Here is a 20,167-nt window from a genome sequence, read left to right on the forward strand (position 1 = left end):
GTGCCCCGCCCCCGCCCCACGCGGTCCGCGGAAGGTCCGCGCTCAGCGGCGTCGGCGGCGGCTGCGGTCGTCTTCCCAGCCCTCGTCCCAGCCCTCTTCGTCGCGCGAACCGAGCAGTTCGTCCGCCAGGGTCGGGAGATCGTCCAGCGGGGTCTCCTCCGCCCAGTCCGGACGCGGCCGACGCTGCGGGCGCCCCTGGGCGTCGATCTGCGGCAGCTCACGCGTACGGTCCTGGCCTCCGTCGGGCCGCGCCGCCGGCCGCTCGTCGCGGAAGAAGCCCGGCGGCACCCGGCCCGCCGGATCACCGGCACCCGCGTCCCGTACCGGCGGCAGCACCGCGGTCTCGTCCGCGGCACCCGGCGTCACCGGCGGCAGCACCGCCGTCTCGTCCGCGGCACCGGGCACGGCCCGCCGCAGCACGGCCGTCTCGTCGGCCGCGCCCTGGGGCTCGGGCGGCTTCGGCAGCGTCGCCGTGGTCTCCCCGTCGGTCTCCTCCGCCCGTACGGGCGGCAGGACGGCGGTCTCGTCCGTCGCCGCGCCGGCAGCGCCCGTAGGGGGTACGAGCGGCGTGGGGACGGTGATCTCGTTGTCCGGCGGGGGAGCGGACGCAGAGGTGGGCGAGGAGGCGGACGAGGACGGTTCTTCCGTGCCTCCCGAAGGGGGCGCGGAGGCAGCCTCGGACTCGCCCTGCCCGGTGGCGGCCGATGCGGACCGGGCGGCCGACGCCGCCGCCTCAGCCGCGCTACGGCGTGCGTTCTCGGCCCGCAGCAGCGCCTCCTCGGCCTTCCGCTGCTTCTCCAGACGGAGCGCCTCGGCCTCTGCCCGCAGCCGGGTCTCCTCCTCGGCCTGCTTGCGCCGGCGTTCCTCGTCGGCCCTGCGCCGGGCCTCCTCCTCGGCCCGCGCCTGCTCCTCGGCCAGCAGCCGCGCGCGCTCCTCCTCGGCGCGTCGATGGGCTTCCTCGGCCCGCTGCCGGGCCTCCTCCGCCTGCCGCTCGGCCTCGCGGCGCTGCGCCTCCTCCAGCTCGCGCCGCTTGCGCTCCTCCTCCTCGGCACGCAGCTTGGCGAGCTGCTCCTGCCGCTCACGCTCCAGCCGTTCCTCCTCGGCCTTGCGCGCCGCTTCCTCCTCGGCCTTGCGCCGGGCCTCTTCCTCGGCCTTCCTGCGCGCCTCCTCCTGGGCCTTCACCTCGGCCTCGGACAGCGGCAGCACCTGGTCGAGCCGGTGCCGGATCACGGTGGTGACCGCCTCCGGCTCCTGCCCCGCGTCGACGACCAGATAGCGCCCGGGGTCGGCGGCGGCCAGGGTGAGGAAGCCGGACCGCACGCGCGCGTGGAACTCGGCAGGCTCCGACTCCAGCCGGTCGGGTGCCTCCGTGAACCGCTCACGCGCGGTCTCCGGCGCCACGTCCAGCAGAACCGTCAGATGAGGTACGAGGCCGTTGGTGGCCCACCGGTTGATGCGGGCGATCTCGGTCGGGGACAGATCACGGCCCGCCCCCTGGTAGGCGACGGAGGAGTCGATGTACCGGTCCGAGACCACGACCGCGCCGCGTTCCAGGGCCGGGCGCACGACCGTGTCCACGTGCTCCGCGCGGTCCGCCGCGTACAGCAGGGCCTCGGCTCGGTGCGACAGACCGGCGCTGGAGACATCGAGCAGGATCGACCGCAGCCGTTTGCCGACCGGGGTGGCGCCCGGCTCACGGGTCAGCACGACCTCGTGCCCCTTGCCCCGGATCCATTCGGCGAGTGCCTCGGCCTGGGTGGACTTCCCGGCGCCGTCACCGCCCTCGAGCGCGATGAAGAATCCGTTCGTCGTGGGCTCCGGCAGCGGGTCGTCGCCGCCGCGCAGCGCGTCGCGCAGATCGTGCCGCAGCGGCACCCCGGACCGGTCGTCGACCTTGGCGAGGACCAGCGCGGCCACGGGCAGCAGCAGAGCGCCCACCAGCATCAGCGTGAAAGCGGCGCCTCCGTGCGCGAACACGAACCGGCCGTTCTCCAGCCGGTGCGGTCCGATGCCGCCGGCCACCACCGGTGCCACCAGCGCGCCCAGCGCGACGACGACCTTGACGACCGCGTGCAGGTGCTCGGTCGTCCGCAGCCGCCGGTGATCCTCGGTCTCCTGGTCGAGCAGGGTGTGCCCGGTGTTGGCGGCGACGCCGGCTCCGATGCCCGCGAGCGTCATGATCAGCAGCACGCTGGTGACGTCCGGGACCAGCCCCGCGGCCAGCAGCGCGACCCCGGTGAAGGCGATCGCCAGCGCGAGCAGCCGGCGCCGAGACAGCGACGGCAGCATGCGTGGCGCCGTACGGATGCCGGCCACGACACCGCCGGTCAGCGCCAGGACGAACAGGCCGTACAGCACCGGGCCGCCGCCCAGATCCTTGGCCTGGAGCACCGAGACGGCGACAGCCCCCGAGACCGCCCCTGCCACGGCCGCGCAGGCGAGCACCAGCAGCGGGATGGCTCCTGTGCGGCCCTTGTCGGAGCCCGGCCCCGTCCTGGGACGGCGCAGGCCCTCAAGCGGCGATCGCGCGCGGGGAGTGCGGGTCGCGGGAAGTTCGAGTGCGGTGACCACCGACAGGGAGGCCGCGAAGAGTCCGGCCGCGACGTAGGAGGCGAGGGCCACCTGGTGCTGGTCGAACCAGGCGATGCCCGTTCCCAGCAGGTTGTTCACCAGCGATACGGCGACCAGCCCGGCCGCGGCCAGCGGCACCGCCGCGAATCCCGTACGCAGTGACAGGCGCCGGAGCGCGTCCATATGGTCCGGAAGCGGCCGGACCGTCGCGCCCTCCAGGGGCGGAGCGGGCAGCAGCGCGGGCGCCGCGCTCTCTCGGCACACCGACCAGAAGCGCTCGGCGACACCGGTCACGAAGGCGGTGACCAGCAGGAAGGCGAGTGCGTCGGCCGGGACCCAGTCGACCCACAAGGGAGCGATGATCAGCAGAGCCGCACGCAGGCCGTCCGCGGCGGTCATGGTCCAGCGGCGGTCGAGCGGCCCCTCCTGGGACGTCAGCGCGCCCAGCGGGCCGAGCAGGACGGCCCCGAAGAGCAGGGTGGCGAGGATCCTCGCCCCGAAGACGGCGGCGACGGCCAAGGCCACGCCACGGTAGCCACCGCCGAAGGAACCCTCCGCGATGGCCGCTTGGAGGGTCAGCGCCACCAGGACGAGGAGGGCGAGGAAGTCGCCCGTACTCCCTACGAGCTGGGCGCTCCACAGCCTCTTCAGCTGCGGCTCGCGCAGCAGGGCGCGGACGGCTCGTTCGCGGGAATCCGCGACCAGGGCTTCGTCGGGGGCCGGGGTGTGGGCCGTTGGCTGCTCGGCTCGCGTCATGCGTTCAGCCTATCGGCAGCCGCCGACAGCCCGCGGCAAGCGCCCGAACATGCACACGCCCCGACACCGAACTGATGTCGGGGCGTGGACTTCGTACGGCGTTCGCGAGGCATTCGCGAACCAGGCGAGAAGGACGCCGCACCGGTCACCGAGGCGGCACGGAATCCTCGCACCCCGGACACGGAACCCTCACGAGAGCCCCGCGCCACGGGCTTCGGGTGCCGCCCGACGCCGCCCGAGTGCGGCTCAGTCCTCGCCCGCGTCCGCCGACGACGCCGTCTTCGCGGCGGCGGCCTTCTTCGCCGCTGCCGCCGTCGTCGCCTTCTTCGCCGTCGTGGTCTTCTTCGCCGCGGTCTTCTTGGCGGCGGTCTTCTTGGCGGCGGTCTTCTTCGCCGCCGTCTTCTTGGCCGGTGCCTTCTTGGCGGTGGTCTTCTTCGCCGCCGTCTTCTTGGCGGGCCCCTTGGCACGCTTCTCCGCGAGCAGCTCGAAGCCACGCTCCGGGGTGATCGCCTCGACGCTGTCGCCGGAGCGCAGGGTCGCGTTGGTCTCGCCGTCGGTGACGTACGGCCCGAAGCGCCCGTCCTTGACGACGACCGGCTTCCCGCTGACCGGGTCCTCGCCCAGCTCCTTCAGCGGCGGCTTGGCGGCGGCACGGCCACGCTGCTTGGGCTGGGCGTAGATCGCCAGCGCCTCCTCCAGCGTGATCGTGAAGAGCTGGTCCTCGGACTGCAGCGAACGCGAGTCGGTGCCCTTCTTCAAATACGGGCCGTAGCGGCCGTTCTGCGCGGTGATCTCCACGCCCTCCGCGTCCGCGCCGACGACACGAGGCAGCGACATCAGCTTCAGCGCGTCCTCGAGGGTCACCGTGTCCAGGGACATCGACTTGAACAGCGAGGCCGTACGCGGCTTGATCGCGTTCTTGCCGGTCTTCGGAGTGCCTTCGGGGAGGATCTCCGTCACGTACGGCCCGTAGCGGCCGGCCTTGGCGACGATCGGCCGCTCCGTCTCCGGGTCGGTGCCCAGCGCTCGCTCGCCGCTCGGCTGGGCGAGCAGCTCCTCGGCCAGCTCGATCGTCAGCTCGTCCGGCGCCAGGTCGGTCGGGATGTCGGCGCGCTGGTGCTGCTCGGTGTCCTTCTCGCCGCGCTCGATGTACGGGCCGAAGCGTCCGACCCGCAGCACGATGTCCTTGCCCACGGGGAACGAGGACACCTCGCGCGCGTCGATCGCGCCCAGATCGGTCACCAGTTCCTTGAGGCCACCGAGGTGGTCCCCGTCGCCGTTCCCGGCGTCCGCGGCACCGCCCTCACCCGCGCCTTCGCCGAAGTAGAACCGCTTCAGCCACGGCACCGCCCTGGCCTCGCCGCGCGCGATGCGGTCGAGGTCGTCCTCCATCCTGGCGGTGAAGTCGTAGTCGACGAGCCGGCCGAAGTGCTTCTCCAGGAGGTTGACCACGGCGAAGGACAGGAAGGACGGCACGAGCGCCGTGCCCTTCTTGAAGACGTAGCCGCGGTCGAGGATCGTGCCGATGATCGACGCGTACGTCGAAGGACGGCCGATCTCGCGCTCTTCGAGCTCCTTGACCAGCGAGGCCTCGGTGTAGCGGGCCGGCGCCTTGGTCGAGTGGCCGTCGGCGGTGATCTGCTCGGCGGTCAGCGGGTCACCCTCGGCGACCTGGGGCAGCCGGCGCTCGCGGTCGTCGAGCTCGGCGTTCGGGTCGTCGGCGCCCTCGACGTACGCCTTCAGGAAGCCGTGGAAGGTGATGGTCTTGCCGGACGCGCTGAACTCGGCGTCGCGTCCGTCGGCGGCCGTGCCGCCGATCTTGACCGTGACGGAGTTACCGGTCGCGTCCTTCATCTGGGACGCGACGGTCCGCATCCAGATCAGCTCGTACAGCTTGAACTGGTCGCCGGTCAGTCCGGTCTCGGCGGGCGTGCGGAAACGATCACCCGAGGGCCGGATCGCCTCGTGCGCCTCCTGCGCGTTCTTGACCTTCCCCGCGTAGGTGCGCGGCTGCTCGGGCAGGTAGTTCGCGCCGTACAGCTGGGTGACCTGGGCGCGGGCGGCGGAGATCGCCGTGTCCGACAGGGTCGTGGAGTCCGTACGCATGTACGTGATGAAGCCGTTCTCGTACAGCTTCTGCGCGATCTGCATGGTGGCCTTGGCGCCGAAGCCGAGCTTGCGGCTGGCCTCCTGCTGCAGCGTCGTCGTACGGAAGGGCGCGTACGGCGAGCGCCGGTAGGGCTTGGACTCGACCGAGCGCACCGAGAACCGGGTGTCCGCCAGGGCGGCGGCGAGCGCGCGGGCGTTCTGCTCGTCGAGGTGGAGCGTGTTCGCGCTCTTCAGCTGTCCGAGGGAGTCGAAGTCGCGGCCCTGCGCGACGCGCTTGCCGTCGACGGTCGTAAGCCGCGCCACCAGGAACGACGGGTCGGAGAGGTCGCCGGAGCGGCCGGTGCCGAAGGTGCCGGTCAGGTCCCAGTACTCGGCGGAGCGGAACGCGATGCGCTCGCGCTCCCGCTCCACGACGAGCCGGGTCGCCACCGACTGGACACGGCCCGCCGACAGGCGCGGCATGACCTTCTTCCACAGGACGGGCGAGACCTCGTAGCCGTAGAGGCGGTCGAGGATCCGGCGGGTCTCCTGGGCGTCGACCAGCTTCTGGTTCAGCTCGCGGGGATTGCGTACGGCCTGCTGGATCGCGTCCTTGGTGATCTCGTGGAACACCATCCGCTTGACCGGGACCTTCGGCTTCAGCACCTCCTGGAGGTGCCACGCGATGGCTTCGCCCTCGCGGTCCTCATCGGTGGCGAGGAAGAGTTCATCGGACTCGCGAAGCAGGTCCTTGAGCTTCTTGACCTGCGCCTTCTTGTCGGCGTTGACGACGTAGATCGGCTGGAAGTCATGCTCGACGTCCACGCCGAGGCGCCGCACCTCGCCGGTGTACTTCTCGGGCACCTCCGCGGCACCGTTCGGAAGGTCGCGGATGTGCCCGACGCTCGCCTCGACGGTGTAGCCGGGGCCGAGGTAGCCCTTGATCGTCTTCGCCTTGGCAGGCGACTCGACGATGACGAGTCGGCGACCGCCCTCTGCGGTCTCGCTGGTCGGGGACAACTTCGCTCTTCTTTCCGGTCGGGCTGGGGCCTCCCCAGGGCCTTCGTCCCGGGGTCAGGTCATAGTGACGCTGCGGAGTGTGACGGTACATCCCGCCCCCGTGTCAAACGGGAAAAGCCCGCAACGGCCACTCGAACGGTAACCCGACTACCGGCATTCCTGCCGCCCGGAGTGACGAGCAGCCCTTCCGGGTCTATCCGGAGGGTGATCCCCCGGTTACTGGAGATCAGGCCGCGTCACGGCCTGAACCGTGCTGTCAGAAGCGGACGAAGTACCGCGTTCCCGCCACGGGGGCGGTCACGCCGGGAAGGCCCACGAGGGTGACGGATGCGACGCGGTTCACACCCGCCACGAGGGGCTCGCGAGCGTCCGGCCGGGGCACCGCCTCCACCGGGCCCGTCCGGTGGAGCGGCGGACGAGGTCACCGTATGAGGGACGGCCACGCGAGGTGACGCGTGAGGCACGGGCCACGTCCGGCGACCGTACAGGAATGGGCACGTAGGGTGACCGCCGGAGGTGGTCACGCGAAGTGACCATGTTGGCCGGTTTCCCGCCCCGATGGCCGACGCGCCGTCGCCACGGCCCGCCCTGCGAGCGAACCTGGGCCCGCGTCACACGCCCCGCTGCCTCGCGGGCTCCAGGAAGCCCTGCTCGACCAGCAACCGGATCTGGGCCGGCGTCCGGTCGCGCAGCAACACGGGATCCTCGCCGACAAGTTGGGCGATGGCGTCGAGGATCCGCCCCGCGCTCAGCGTGCCGTCGCAGACACCCGCGAAGCCCGCACCGACCGTGTCCACCTTGGTGGCCCGTCGCATTCCGCGGTTCTGGCGCAGTACGACATGCTCCGGGTCCTCGGCACCGGGCAGCCCCACCTGCTCCTGGACGACCTCGGCGGCGAGCTTGAAGTGCCCGGCGAGCAGGGCCGCGTCGTCGTGCGCCCGCAGGTAGTCGACGCGGTCGAAGTGGGCGCGCACCGTGTCCCCGAGCGGCTGTTCGACCGGATGCGGCCACTCCTCGACCGTGACGGACGGCTCGGCGGCGTCCGTCCTGCGCAGCGCGATCCAGCCGAAGCCGACCGCCCGCACCTTGCGCGCCTCGAACTCGTCGAGCCATGCGTCGTACCGCGCCTGGTAGTCGGCCGGGCCTCCGTGATGATCGCCCGCGTCCCGCAGCCACAACTCGGCGTACTGGGTCACGTCCTGGACCTCGCGCTGCACGATCCAGGCGTCACAGCCGTGCGGCACCCACGAGCGCAGCCGGTCCTGCCAGTCCTCCCCTTCCACGTGCTGCCAGTTGGCGAGGAACTGCGCGAACCCGCCCTCGTTCAGCCGCTCCCCCGACTGCTGCACGAGCGTGCGGCACAGATCGTCCCCGCCCATTCCGCCGTCGCGGTAGGTGAGCCGCGCTCCGGGCGAGATCACGAAGGGCGGGTTGGAGACGATCAGGTCGTATGTCTCGTCGTCCCGGACCGGCTCGAAGAGCGAGCCCTGGCGCAGGTCGGCGGCCGGGGCCCCGGACAGGGCCAGGGTGAGCGCGGCGATGTGCAGGGCGCGCGGGTTGACGTCCGTCGCGGTCACGCGGGTGGCGTGCCGGGCGGCGTGCAGTGCCTGGATTCCGGAGCCGGTCCCGAGGTCGAGGGCGGAGGCGACGGGGGTGCGTACGGTGATCCCGGCGAGCGTCGTGGAGGCGCCACCGACCCCGAGGACGACCTCCGCGTCCGTCTGGCGGCCACGGCCTCCGATGCCGCCGGCACCGCCGACCGCGCAGCCCAGGTCGGAGACGATGAACCAGTCCTCGCCGTCCGGTCCCCCGTACGGCCGTACGTCCACGGTCGCGGCGACCTCGTCCCCGCCCGTGCGCAGCAGCCAGCCGACCTCCACGCACGCGTCGACGGGCAGGACGGTCTCCACGCGCGCGTGGAGCACGGGCTGTTGCAGCAGGAAGAGCCGTACGAGCGTCTCCAGCGGCGTGTCGCCGCGTGTCGCCCGGAGCGCGGGCACGGTCTCGCTCCGCGCGAGCGCCGCGTACGCAGGCGCCCCGAGCAGGTCGAGGAGCCCGTCCGCGGTGAAGGACGCCGCGAGCAGGGCGTCCCGCAACCGCGCGGTGACGTCGGTACGGTCGGTGGAGGGCAGCGAGGCCGCACTGGAGTTACTCACGCCCCCATTGTGGCGCGGGCAGGCGTTCGACGCGCCGATCAGCCGGCCGTGGAGGCGGACGCGGACGGAGCCGCGGAGGAAGCCGTGGGGGGCGCGGCCTTGCAGCTCTGCTGCTGCTGCATCGCCTTGCCGACGTCACCCGCCTCGAGTTGCTTCAGCACGTCGCTCGCACGCGTGCTCAGATCGGAGAGCTGGGTCGCGAAGCCCTTGAGGTCCTGGGCGAACTTCGCCTGGTCCTTGGTGCTGAGCTCCCCCATCTTCTTCTTCAGGTCGATGTAGGACGCGGACAGGCCGTTGAACCCCGCGACCACGTTCTTCTGCTGCGTCGCGCCACCCTCGACCTGGGGCGCTCCCGCCTTCTCGACGGCCGCGCCGACCGATTTATATGCATCCGAGATGTCCTGGAATGCCTGTGTGTCGGTCTTCTGGACCTGCTCCGGCGGGCTGCTGTCCGAGGTCTCCTTCTGGATCGCCGCGGTGGCAGCCGCGATCTTCGTGGCCTGCGGCTGCACGGCGTCACAGACCTGCTTGACCCAGGGGCCCAGCTTGTCCTCGGCAGAGGTGGTGGCGCCCTTGCTGCTGGTGCATCCCGACAGTGCCAGTACCAGTACCGCACCGCCCGACAGCGTGGCTCCGAACTTCTTGTTCACCGGATCGGTCCCTTCCATGGCTCTCTCGGCCCCGGAACATACACGTCGGCCAGGCGACATCCGAGTGCCAAATACACCCTTTAGGGGCCTTAATAGCTATTTACGCCAGGGGAGACAAGGCTCACGAAGAAGGATGTGCGCACGGAAAGGGCGGGCGCGCGGCGCTCTGCGAGCTGCCGCGCGCCCGCCCTGTGATCCGTGCCCGAACCGGAGGATCAGCGGGTGCCGTGGAACCGGCTACGAAACCACCGCCGGATCGGCCGACTTGGACATCCGCTCGGCGTTGTCTTCGTCGTCCACGGCGATGCCGCGCCGCTTGGACACGTACACCGAGAACACGATCACGGCGATCGAGAGCACGGCGATCAGGATCCGTACGCCGAGGCTCTTGTCGCTGCCGTACGAGAACTTGACCACCGCGGGCGCGATGAGCAGCGACACCAGGTTCATCACCTTCAGCAGCGGGTTGATCGCCGGTCCGGCGGTGTCCTTGAAGGGGTCACCGACCGTGTCGCCGATCACCGTCGCGGCATGCGCATCGCTGCCCTTGCCGCCGTGGTGGCCGTCCTCCACGAGCTTCTTGGCGTTGTCCCAGGCGCCGCCCGAGTTGGCGAGGAAGACCGCCATCAGCGTGCCGGTGCCGATCGCGCCCGCGAGGTAGGCGCCGAGCGCACCGACCCCGAACGTGAATCCCAGGGCGATGGGCGCCAAGACGGCGAGCAGGCCGGGTGTGGCCAGCTCCCTCAGGGCGTCCTTGGTGCAGATGTCGACGACCTTCCCGTACTCCGGCGTCTCCGTGTAGTTCATGATCCCGGGCTTCTCACGGAACTGCCGCCGCACCTCGAAGACCACCGCTCCCGCCGACCGCGACACGGCGTTGATCGCCAGCCCCGAGAAGAGGAAGACGACCGCCGCGCCCACGATGAGGCCGACCAGGTTGTTGGGCTGCGAGATGTCCATGACCAGGCTCATCGGTCCGCCGTCGCCGACCTTCTGGCCGACGTCCTGCGCGGCGGTGGTGATCGCGTCACGGTACGAGCCGAACAGCGCCGAGGCCGCGAGAACGGCCGTGGCGATGGCGATGCCCTTGGTGATGGCCTTGGTGGTGTTGCCCACCGCGTCCAGATCGGTGAGCACCTGCGCGCCCGCGCCCTCGACGTCACCGGACATCTCGGCGATGCCCTGCGCGTTGTCGGAGACGGGACCGAAGGTGTCCATGGCGACGATCACGCCGACCGTGGTGAGCAGGCCCGTACCGGCCAGCGCCACCGCGAACAGCGCGAGCATGATCGATGTGCCGCCGAGCAGGAACGCCCCGTACACGGCGAGCCCGATCAGCAGCGCGGTATAGACGGCCGATTCCAGACCTACGGAGATGCCGGCGAGCACCACGGTGGCGGGGCCCGTCAGCGAGGTCTTGCCGATGTCCCGCACCGGGCGCCGGGTCGTCTCGGTGAAGTAGCCGGTCAGCTGCTGGATCAGGGCGGCGAGCACGATGCCGATCGCCACCGCGACAAGCGCGAGGATCCTCGGGTCCCCGCTCTTGGCGCGGATGGCCGCGTCGGAGATGCCCTTGAGGTCGGCGTACGTCGACGGCAGATAGGCGTAGACGGCCGCGGCCACCAGGGCCAGCGAGATCACCGCGGAGATGAAGAAGCCCCGGTTGATCGCGGACATACCGCTGCGGTCGGCGCGGCGCGGCGCCACCGCGAAGATGCCGATCATCGCGGTCACGACCCCGATCGCCGGCACGATCAGCGGAAACGCCAGACCCGAGTTGCCGAACGCGGCCTTGCCGAGGATCAGCGCGGCCACCAGCGTCACGGCGTACGACTCGAAGAGGTCGGCCGCCATGCCCGCGCAGTCGCCGACGTTGTCGCCCACGTTGTCGGCGATGGTCGCGGCATTGCGCGGGTCGTCCTCCGGAATGCCCTGCTCGACCTTGCCGACCAGGTCGGCGCCGACGTCGGCGGCCTTGGTGAAGATGCCGCCTCCGACACGCATGAACATGGCGATCAACGCCGCGCCCAGGCCGAAGCCCTCCAGGACCTTCGGCGCGTTCGCCGCGTACACCAGCACCACACAGGAGGCGCCCAGCAGACCGAGCCCCACCGTGAACATGCCGACGACGCCGCCTGTGCGGAACGCGATCTTCATTGCCTTGTGCGAAACAGTGGTGAGGTCCTTTTCCGCCTCACCCTTCGCCGGGGTGGCCTCGCGTGCCGCCGCGGCAACCCGCACATTGCTCCGTACGGCGAGCCACATGCCGATATATCCGGTGGCCGCCGAGAACGCGGCGCCGATCAGGAAGAACACCGATCGTCCGGCGCGCTGACTCCAGTCGTCCGCGGGCAGCAGCATGAGCAGGAAGAACACGACCACGGCGAATACGCCGAGCGTCCGCAACTGCCGGGCCAGATAGGCGTTCGCGCCTTCCTGGACCGCCGCCGCGATCTTCTTCATGCTGTCGGTTCCCTCGCCCGCCGCGAGCACCTGGCGCACCAGAACCCCGGCGACCACGAGGGCCGCCAGGGCGACAACGCCGATGACCACAACGATCAGGCGGTTGCTGTCGGTCAGTACTGCGGCTGCGAGGGATGTGGGGTGATCAAACTGTTGAGGGGTAGAAAGCCCCGCCATTCGTCCTCCTTGACGCTTGGGCTGAGCTCAAGATGTGGACGGATTCTAGGGATCTGAACCTGATCAAAACAGTGCGCGGTAAACGGAATTAGCCTTCACATGCTCTTCAGCTAAAGATCGCACCCACGCCACAGAACCCGAAAGTGGTAATGCCTCAAAACCATTGACTGGATTGGCTCTTGATCAAATTATCGCGCAATTGATCGTGAAGCAATTCACGAATCCGGCGCAAGCACGCGGGGCCCCAGGGAGATACGCAGGTGGGGACGCACGGACGCAGGGAGGTAATCGGTGGGGACGCCTGGAGCGCGGAGCACGCACGGAGCACGGAGCACGCACGGAGCACGGACGCAAAAGGGTAGGGCCCTGCACGAGGCAGGGCCCTACGAGGCCTTGAGGCCCAAGGGTGGGGCTACGAGGAGATCAGGCCGGGAGCGTGGCGGGCGGCATGGTCGGCCAGCTCATCCTGATCTGCCCGCCGGACTGTCCGGCGGTGACCTCGACGTCGTCGACGAGACCGCTGATGACCGCGAGACCCATTTCGTCCTCCTCGGCCTCCGCGTCCGTCTCGCCGGCGCCTGTGGTGCCCGGCGCTCTCTCACCGGGCACCGCGTGCGGCGCCTCGTCGCCGACCTCGATGGAGAACTGCTTCTCCTCCTCGGTCAGCAGCACCCGCACCGGCGCCGAGATGCCGTTGCTCTGGTGCAGTCCGACGGCCCGGGTGCATGCCTCGCCGACGGCGAGCCTGACCTCGTCGAGTACGGCCTCCTCCACTCCAGCCCGGCGCGCCACCGCTGCCGCCACCAGTCGGGCGGTCCTGACGTGTTCGGGCAGCGCGCTGAAGAGGAGTTCAACGGTGGCCATGCATCCCCCTCGGAACTTCGGGCGTGCGGTCAGGGGGCCGGGCCGCGAAGGCCCAGTCCCCCCTGTTACTTCTGCCGTCCGGGCCCTGGGGCCCGGGACCGGGGTCAGTCGGTGGCCGCTACCGCTTCCTCGACCGAGGTGTGGATCGGGAACACCTTGGTGAGGCCGGTGATGCGGAAGATCTTGAGAATGCGCTCCTGGTTGCACACCAGGCGCAGGGAGCCCTCATGGGCCCGAACACGCTTCAAGCCGCCCACCAGCACGCCGAGCCCGGTGGAGTCGAGGAAGTCGACGCCCTCCATGTCGACGACGAGGTGGAAATTCCCGTCGTTGACCAGCTCGACCAGCTGCTCACGCAGCTTGGGCGCGGTATATACGTCGATTTCGCCACCGACCTCGACGACCGTACGATCGCCGACGGTACGGGTCGACAGGGACAGGTCCACGGATCCTCCAGCACCTTGCTATCGAGCGGTCGCCCCTCAGGACATCTCGGCAGAGCCCCAGGACGGTTCGCCAGCCGCGATGGCATTCAATCACTTACCGGCAGGCGTACACGACGCCTTCTGCCCATTGTCCGTCACACCGGTGACACACTCGGTGCCAATGGCCAAGAATCACCGATCCGACCGACCCCGGACGAGCCCCGTGTCCCGCCTCTCGCCGGGCACGGTGCTGGACCGGCTCGCCTCGGGACCGAGCCGGGCTGCGCGCATCACTCATACGGAGCACTTGCCCCCGCGGGAGGGCCGCCATGCCGTCTGGCCCGACCGGATCCGCGCCGAGGTCATCGCCGCCGTGCAAACCGCGGGCATCGAGCACCCCTGGGCCCACCAGGCGCTGGCCGCCGAGCACGCTCTGGACGGCGACTCGGTGGTCGTGGCCACGGGCACGGCGTCGGGCAAGTCGCTCGCCTACCTCGTGCCGGTGCTCTCGCGCCTGCTGGACGGCGCCCAGGCCCCGAACGGACGCGGTGCGACCGCCCTCTACCTCGCCCCGACGAAGGCCCTCGCAGCGGATCAGTGCCGGTCCGTGAAGGAACTTTCACAGCCCCTGGGTACGGCGATCCGCCCCGCGGTGTACGACGGCGACACACCGCCGGAAGAACGCGAATGGGTGCGTCAGTACGCCAACTACGTCCTCACCAACCCCGATATGCTGCACCGCGGCATACTGCCCTCACATCCCCGCTGGTCCTCCTTCCTGCGTGCCCTGAAGTACGTGGTCATCGACGAGTGCCACACCTACCGGGGCGTCTTCGGCTCCCATGTCGCCCAGGTCCTGCGCCGGCTGCGCCGCCTCTGTGCCCGGTACGGCGCCTCACCCGTCTTCTTGCTGGCGTCCGCGACCGCCGCCGAGCCCTCGGTGGCGGCACGCCGCCTCACCGGCCTTCCTGTCGTCGAGGTCGCCGACGACGCTTCCCCGCGCGGCGAGCTGGTCTTCGCCCTCTGGGAGCCCCCGCTCACCGAACTGCGCGGTGAGAAGGGCGCACCCGTCCGGCGTACGGCCACCGCGGAGACCGCCGATCTGCTGACCGACCTGACCGTGCAGGGCGTCCGCTCGGTCGCCTTCGTCCGCTCCCGCCGCGGCGCCGAACTGATCTCGGTCATCGCTCAGGAGCGCCTGGCCGAGGTCGACCGCTCCCTGGCCCGGCGTGTCGCCGCCTACCGCGGCGGCTATCTCCCCGAGGAACGCCGTGCCCTGGAGCGGGCCCTCCACTCCGGGGAACTCCTCGGCCTCGCCGCCACCACCGCCCTCGAACTCGGCGTGGACGTGTCGGGGCTGGATGCCGTGCTCATCGCCGGCTATCCGGGTACACGGGCGTCCCTGTGGCAGCAGGCGGGCCGCGCCGGCCGCTCCGGGCAGGGTGCCCTCGCCGTGCTGGTGGCCCGGGACGACCCGCTGGACACGTTCCTCGTCCATCACCCCGAGGCGCTCTTCGACCGGCCGGTGGAGTCCACCGTCCTCGATCCGGACAACCCCTACGTCCTGGCCCCGCACCTGTGCGCGGCGGCTGCCGAGCTGCCGCTGACCGACGAGGACCTGGAGCTGTTCGGACCCGCGTGCGCGGAGCTGCTTCCGCAGCTGGAGGCCGCGAAACTGCTGCGCCGCCGGACGAAGGCATGGCACTGGACACGCCGGGAACGGGCCGCCGACCTCACGGACATCCGAGGGGAGGGCGGGCGCCCCGTCCAGGTCGTCGAGTCCGGCACCGGGCGGCTGCTGGGCACGGTCGACGCGGGCGCCGCGCACACGTCGGTTCACGAGGGCGCCGTCCATCTGCACCAGGGCCGTACGTACCTGGTGCGGACGCTCGACCTGGAGGACTCCGTCGCCCTCGTCGAGGAGGCGAACCCGCCCTATGCGACGGTCGCCCGGGACACGACGTCCGTCTCCGTCCTGGAGACGGACGTCGAGGTCCCCTGGGGTGAGGGCCGGCTGTGCTACGGCTCCGTCGAGGTCACCAACCAGGTCGTCTCCTTCCTGCGCCGGCGTCTGATCACCGGTGAGGTGATGGGTGAGACGAAGCTGGACCTTCCTCCTCGGACTCTGCGCACTCGAGCGGTGTGGTGGACGGTCACCGAGGACCAGCTCGATCAGGCCCGGATCGGCCCGGAGATCCTCGGTGGCGCTCTGCACGCCGCCGAGCACGCCTCCATCGGCATGCTGCCGCTCTTCGCCACTTGCGACCGCTGGGACATCGGTGGCGTCTCCGTACCGCTCCACCCGGACACCCTGCTTCCCACGGTCTTCGTGTACGACGGCCATCCGGGTGGCGCGGGCTTCGCGGAGCGGGCCTTCCACACCGCTCGTGCCTGGCTCGCCGCCACCCGTGAGGCCATCGCGTCCTGCGAGTGCGAGACGGGCTGCCCGTCCTGCATCCAGTCCCCCAAGTGCGGCAACGGCAACGATCCGCTGCACAAGAGGGGGGCCGTGCGGCTGCTCACGGTGCTGCTGCGAGGGGCGCCCAGCGCGCCGGAGCGCACGGCACGGGACCAAAGAGGGATGGACGGGACCGACAAGACTGACAGTGCTGACAGGGCTGATGGGGCTGATGGGCCGGACGGGGCAGTGGCCGGGGAAGGGCCGGCCAAGGGTGCGGAGGCCCCGGGTGGGGCGCGGAGTACGAGCCCGGGACCCGGGTGAGGGCATCGCGAGGCTCTCCGGCGCCGTCGGCTCGGCCGGGCCCGCTCTCGCCCTGACCTCCGCGGCGAACAGTCCCGAACCGGACGCCGCCGTGACATCGGACACCTCGCCCACGACGGCGCACCGCACCAGCCGGCTGCCCTGCGCCGCGGCGACGCGTTCCGCCTCGTGGCACGCCTCCTCCTGTGGCTCCGCCCAGTGGTCGGCGGCCGCGAGCGCCGCCAGGTCCGCCGCGGCGGCGGCCCGGTGGCGTGCCAGCACGGCCTCGCCCTGGGCCAGCAGAGCCCCGAACACGATGCAGAGGGCACCGATGGCACAGACGACCCAGATCGTCGCCGAACCCCGGTCGTCGGCCGGTGCCTGACTTCGCGTCATCGGTTCGCCCCCACCGTGTCCTCCGCCAACGCCGCCGCCTCGTGGCGCAGTTCCAGAGGCAGCGCGTCCGGACCCGGCGGATGGGCGACGACCAGCACACGCACCAGATCGCCCTGCCGGCTCACCACCACCCTCGCCCCGTGCGGCGCCGCCTGCCGAGCCACGTCCCGGACCACGTTCGCGGGCTCCTGCCGGGCCGCCGCCCGGGCTCCCGCCCTGGCCGCGTCCACGCACTGGATCTGCGCGGACACGGCCAGCAGGGCCCAGACGAGTGCCATGGCGAAGAGCACCAGTGCGGGAAGGGCGACCGCGGTCTCCGCCGTCACGAATCCTCGGTCCCAGCCGGCGTCCCGACGGGGTTCCCGGTCGAGGCCCCGACGGGGTTCCCGGCCTAGGCCCCGACGGGGTTCCCGGCCTAGGCCCCGGCCGAAGCCCTCGTCGGTGAACGGCTTTTCCTCCCCTCGTCCCGCCGCACCGTCACATGCGGACATCGAGCGCCCGCTTCACGATGTTCTGCAGCTCCGTAGTGACTTCACCGCTCGTCAGCACCTTGTAGAGGACCGCCGCGAAGGCCACCGCGGCGATGATCCCCACCGCGTACTCGGACGTGACCATGCCCCTGTCTCCGCGCAACGCCGCCCGTACACGGCGCGCCAACGCACGTCCCCAGACCCTTGCTCGTACTGCTGCCGCCTTGTTCATGTCTGCCCCCGTGAGGTTTTCGATCCGTCTGTGCGGTTCGGCCTGTTCACGCCGTCCGCACCGTGCGCCTTTGCGCGCCCTCTTGCGCGCCGCCTCTGCGCTCCGTGCACTCCGTGCGCTCTGTTCACCGCGTTCGCGTCGCCCGTCCATGCGCTGTCATTCACCACCTCCTCCCAGCAGCCCGCCCGCGAGCCCGATCACCACGGGAAGCACACCGATCGCGATGAACGCCGGAAGGAAGCACAGCCCCACCGGCACGGTGACCATCACTCCCGCACGGCGCGCCCGCGCCGTGGCCGCCCGGCTCCACTCGTCACGGGCCTCTGCCGCGAGGCGTCCGACCCGTGCGGCCGCGGGAACACCGGAGTCGCCCGCCCGTTCAAGGAGCCGCGCCAACGCCGCGGCACCGGGGAGCGCGGCGAGCCGCTGCCAGGCATCGGCCGCTTCCGCCCCGAGCCGTATCTCGGCGGCGCCCCGTGCCAGACGCTCCCCGACCGGCCCCTGAAGGGCCTCACCCACCGCCTGGGCGGCCGACACCGGGCTCGCGCCCGCCGCGATGCAGGCCGCCAGCAGATCCGCGGCCAGCGGTAGCTGCCGGGCCGCCACGTCAGGGTCGTACTCCTCGATGAGCCGACCGCGTACCTGCCGGTCCCGCCATCGTGCGACACCGACCCCGATGATCAGTCCGGCCGCCGCCCCGCCCCACCCGCCGATCAGCACCCAACCGGCGCACAGGGCTCCTCCGGCCGGAAGCCACGCACGCAGGGCGTCCCGGACCCCGGCGCCCTGCCATCCCACGCCCCGCGCCCCGGCCCTCCACGCCCGGGACGCCCGGGCCCGCGGCTCTCCGTACGGCAGGACCCCCGGCTGCCGGGGCATCCGAAGACCCCGCTCCCGGGGCGCACGGCCGCTCTCCGCGCCTGGTGCACCACCACGCACCAGTACCGTCTCCAGCCGGCGCCGTACTCTCCGCTCACGCCGCGCGACGGCGAGCATCCATCCCGACCACCACAGGGCCGGCACTCCACACAACATCCCCAGCCTGTGGACAACTTCCGCACTCATGCCGCCTCCGCTCCCCGCACGATTCGCAGGGCCCACCACAGACCGGCCCCCTCCAGCACGCCCCCGATCGCGAGGCAGGCGAGTCCCGGACCGGTGTGCAGCAGTACCCGCAGCGGATGGGCGCCAAGAGCGGTGCCCAGCACAAGCCCGAGAACCGGCAGCCCCGCGAGCAGGACAGCGGTGGACCGGGAGCCGGCCAACTGAGCGCGCAAGTCGGCCCGCTGGTCACGCTCGGCACGCAGGGCCGCCTCCAGCCGTTCGAGACCGGCCGCAAGACCGGCACCTCGGTCCACGGCCACCCGCCAGCACGCGGCGAGCCCCGACAGCCCCTCGGCGCCCGGCTGTCGCGCCGCGTCCACGAGCGCGCCGGGCACGTCCCCGCCGAACCGCGCCGCCGCCAGCACCGCCGCCTGTGCCTGGCCGAGTCCCGCCGAGTCGCGTGCCGCCCGCAGCAACGCCTCGCCCGGTTGGCGTCCCGCGCGCACCTCTCCGGCGAGCGCTCCGCAGAGTGCGATCACCGCGGCGCCACGCGTGTCCCGTGACCGCCGCTCTTCCCGGGCCAGCCGTACGCGGCGCAGCACGGGAACGCCCGCGATCCCGACCGGCAGAGGCAGCAAGGACGCTGCGAGCAGCGCGATCAGCACGCCCACTGCGACCGGCGACCAGACGGGCCACCACTCGGCAGACAACCGGCGCATCCGTGCGAGGACTCGCCCCCAGGCCGACGGCCCCATGCGCGCCGCCTTGCCACCGCCCGCGAACAGCAGCCGGGCACGGCGCACCCCCGCGTTCGAGCCGCTCATCATCCAGGCCGCGGCACCGGCGCAGGCCAGTCCCACGCCGAACGGCATCCGGCCGATCCCCATCACGGCACCTCACCCCCGTCTCGCGTGTCGTCGCCCGCCCGAAGCAGCTCCCTCAGCCGCTCCCAGCCCCGCTCCCGTGCGAACGCCTCCGGGCCCCAGCGCAGGGCGGGCACGGTCATCACGAGCCCCGAGGCGTCCCGCTCCAGCACATGCACCTCCGCGATCCGCCGCCGTCCCGTCCGGTCGCGCACCAGATGCAGGACGACCGACAGCGCGGCGGCCAACTGGCTGTGCAGCGCGGCCCGGTCCAGGCCCGCCGCCGTACCGAGGGCCTCCAGCCGGGCGGGCACCTGGGCCGCCGCGTTCGCGTGGAGGGTTCCGCAGCCGCCTTCGTGGCCCGTGTTCAGCGCCGCCAGCAGGGACACCACCTCAGGACCGCGTACCTCGCCGACCACAAGCCGGTCGGGTCTCATCCGCAGCGCCTGCCGCACCAGGTCCTGAAGTTCTACGAGGCCCACGCCCTCCTGGTTCGCGGGCCGCCCCTCGAGGCGCACGACGTGCGGATGGTCGGGCCGCAGCTCCGCCGAGTCCTCCGCCAGCACGATCCGCTCCGCCGGGCCCACCACGCCCAGCAGAGCGCTCAGGAGCGTGGTCTTGCCCGTACCGGTCCCGCCGCTGATCACAAAGGAGAGCCGGGAGGCGATCACGGCGCGCAGCACACGGTCCCCGCCCGGCGGCACGGTTCCCGCGGCCACCAGCTCGTCCAGGGTGAACGCCCGCGGACGTACCACTCGCAGGGACAGGCAGGTGCATCCGACCGCGACCGGAGGCAGCACCGCGTGCAAGCGGGTGCCGTCCGGCAGCCGGGCATCGACCCATGGCCTGGCGTCGTCGAGCCGCCGTCCGGCCACGGCCGCCAGCCGCTGCGCGAGGCGCCGCACGGCTGCCGCGTCCGGGAAGGACACCGCCGTCAGTTCCAGGCCACCGCCCCGGTCCACCCACACCCGGTCGTGCGCCGACACCAGGACGTCCGTGACGGACGGGTCGGCGAGCAGCGGCTCCAGGGGGCCGCTGCCTACCAGCTCCGAACGCAACTGCCGTGCCGCACCGAGCACTTCCGCGTCGCCGAGCACCCTTCCCTGTTCCCGAAGCGCCTGTGCCACGCGCGCGGGTGTCGGTTCGGCCCCGCTCTCGGCCAGCCATTCGCGCACTCCGTCCAGCAATCGCGTCCGCCCGCCGGAACCTGCCGTGCGCCTCGTTTCCCCGCCCGCACCCGGCCGCGTTGCAGGCCCGGCGTCCGTCCTCGTCGCCGCGCTCCAGTCGCTGC

At 71.7% G+C, this 20,167-nt stretch carries 13 protein-coding genes and 1 pseudogene; 1 reads left to right on the top strand and 13 read right to left on the bottom strand.

Annotated features, from left to right (window positions below; genetic code table 11):
- Positions 1-42: 42 nt before the first annotated feature.
- The 7 genes from tmk to bldG form a co-directional block, all read right to left on the bottom strand.
- On the bottom strand, positions 43-3,327 hold the full coding sequence (gene tmk, locus ABZ845_RS26975) for a dTMP kinase (protein ID WP_360984289.1): 3,285 nt from the start codon (positions 3,325-3,327) through the stop codon (positions 43-45).
- Between the two features lie 246 nt (positions 3,328-3,573).
- The gene (gene topA, locus ABZ845_RS26980) at positions 3,574-6,435 is read right to left on the bottom strand and encodes a type I DNA topoisomerase (RefSeq protein WP_360984292.1); all 2,862 of its coding nucleotides are present in this window, start codon (positions 6,433-6,435) and stop codon (positions 3,574-3,576) included.
- 611 nt (positions 6,436-7,046) lie between these two features.
- Positions 7,047-8,591 carry a class I SAM-dependent methyltransferase gene (locus ABZ845_RS26985; RefSeq protein ID WP_360984295.1) on the bottom strand — a complete coding sequence of 515 codons (1,545 nt, stop codon included), beginning with the start codon at positions 8,589-8,591 and terminating at the stop codon, positions 7,047-7,049.
- 38 nt (positions 8,592-8,629) lie between these two features.
- Positions 8,630-9,259 (bottom strand): small secreted protein, encoded by a 630-nt coding sequence (locus ABZ845_RS26990; RefSeq protein WP_360984297.1) that lies wholly within the window; start codon positions 9,257-9,259, stop codon positions 8,630-8,632.
- A gap of 219 nt (positions 9,260-9,478) precedes the next feature.
- Complete coding sequence (locus ABZ845_RS26995) at positions 9,479-11,881, bottom strand: sodium-translocating pyrophosphatase (protein WP_360984300.1); 2,403 nt, start codon at positions 11,879-11,881, stop codon at positions 9,479-9,481.
- Positions 11,882-12,304: 423 nt separating this feature from the next.
- A complete protein-coding gene (locus ABZ845_RS27000) occupies positions 12,305-12,745 on the bottom strand; it encodes an ATP-binding protein (protein WP_360984303.1) in 441 nt (146 codons plus the stop codon).
- A gap of 104 nt (positions 12,746-12,849) precedes the next feature.
- The gene (bldG, locus tag ABZ845_RS27005) at positions 12,850-13,191 is read right to left on the bottom strand and encodes an anti-sigma factor antagonist BldG (protein ID WP_010986038.1); all 342 of its coding nucleotides are present in this window, start codon (positions 13,189-13,191) and stop codon (positions 12,850-12,852) included.
- Positions 13,192-13,270: 79 nt separating this feature from the next.
- Between bldG and ABZ845_RS27010 the strand changes: the two genes are divergently transcribed.
- Complete coding sequence (locus ABZ845_RS27010) at positions 13,271-15,892, top strand: DEAD/DEAH box helicase (RefSeq protein WP_360984306.1); 2,622 nt, start codon at positions 13,271-13,273, stop codon at positions 15,890-15,892.
- 27 nt (positions 15,893-15,919) lie between these two features.
- Here the strand turns inward: ABZ845_RS27010 and ABZ845_RS27015 are convergent.
- From ABZ845_RS27015 to ABZ845_RS27040, 6 genes and pseudogenes are all read right to left on the bottom strand, one after another.
- Positions 15,920-16,267: pseudogene (locus tag ABZ845_RS27015) on the bottom strand (Rv3654c family TadE-like protein); the annotation flags it as partial.
- Positions 16,264-16,593, bottom strand: coding sequence for a TadE family type IV pilus minor pilin (locus ABZ845_RS27020; protein ID WP_360984309.1), 330 nt, complete (start codon positions 16,591-16,593; stop codon positions 16,264-16,266). The pseudogene ABZ845_RS27015 and the gene ABZ845_RS27020, both read right to left, overlap by 4 nt.
- A 151-nt stretch (positions 16,594-16,744) precedes the next feature.
- Positions 16,745-16,969, bottom strand: a complete 225-nt coding sequence (locus ABZ845_RS27025; RefSeq protein ID WP_360984312.1) for a DUF4244 domain-containing protein — start codon at positions 16,967-16,969, stop codon at positions 16,745-16,747.
- A 156-nt stretch (positions 16,970-17,125) separates the two neighbouring features.
- A complete protein-coding gene (locus ABZ845_RS27030) occupies positions 17,126-18,034 on the bottom strand; it encodes a type II secretion system F family protein (RefSeq protein WP_360984315.1) in 909 nt (302 codons plus the stop codon).
- On the bottom strand, positions 18,031-18,900 hold the full coding sequence (locus tag ABZ845_RS27035; protein ID WP_360984318.1) for a type II secretion system F family protein: 870 nt from the start codon (positions 18,898-18,900) through the stop codon (positions 18,031-18,033). Before ABZ845_RS27035 ends, ABZ845_RS27030 begins: the two co-directional genes overlap by 4 nt.
- Complete coding sequence (locus ABZ845_RS27040) at positions 18,900-20,063, bottom strand: TadA family conjugal transfer-associated ATPase (RefSeq protein ID WP_360984321.1); 1,164 nt, start codon at positions 20,061-20,063, stop codon at positions 18,900-18,902. The genes ABZ845_RS27035 and ABZ845_RS27040 overlap by 1 nt, the downstream gene beginning before the upstream one ends.
- Positions 20,064-20,167: the final 104 nt, after the last annotated feature.

Source organism: Streptomyces sp. NPDC047022 (assembly GCF_040644155.1).
Classification (GTDB): Bacteria; Actinomycetota; Actinomycetes; order Streptomycetales; family Streptomycetaceae; genus Streptomyces.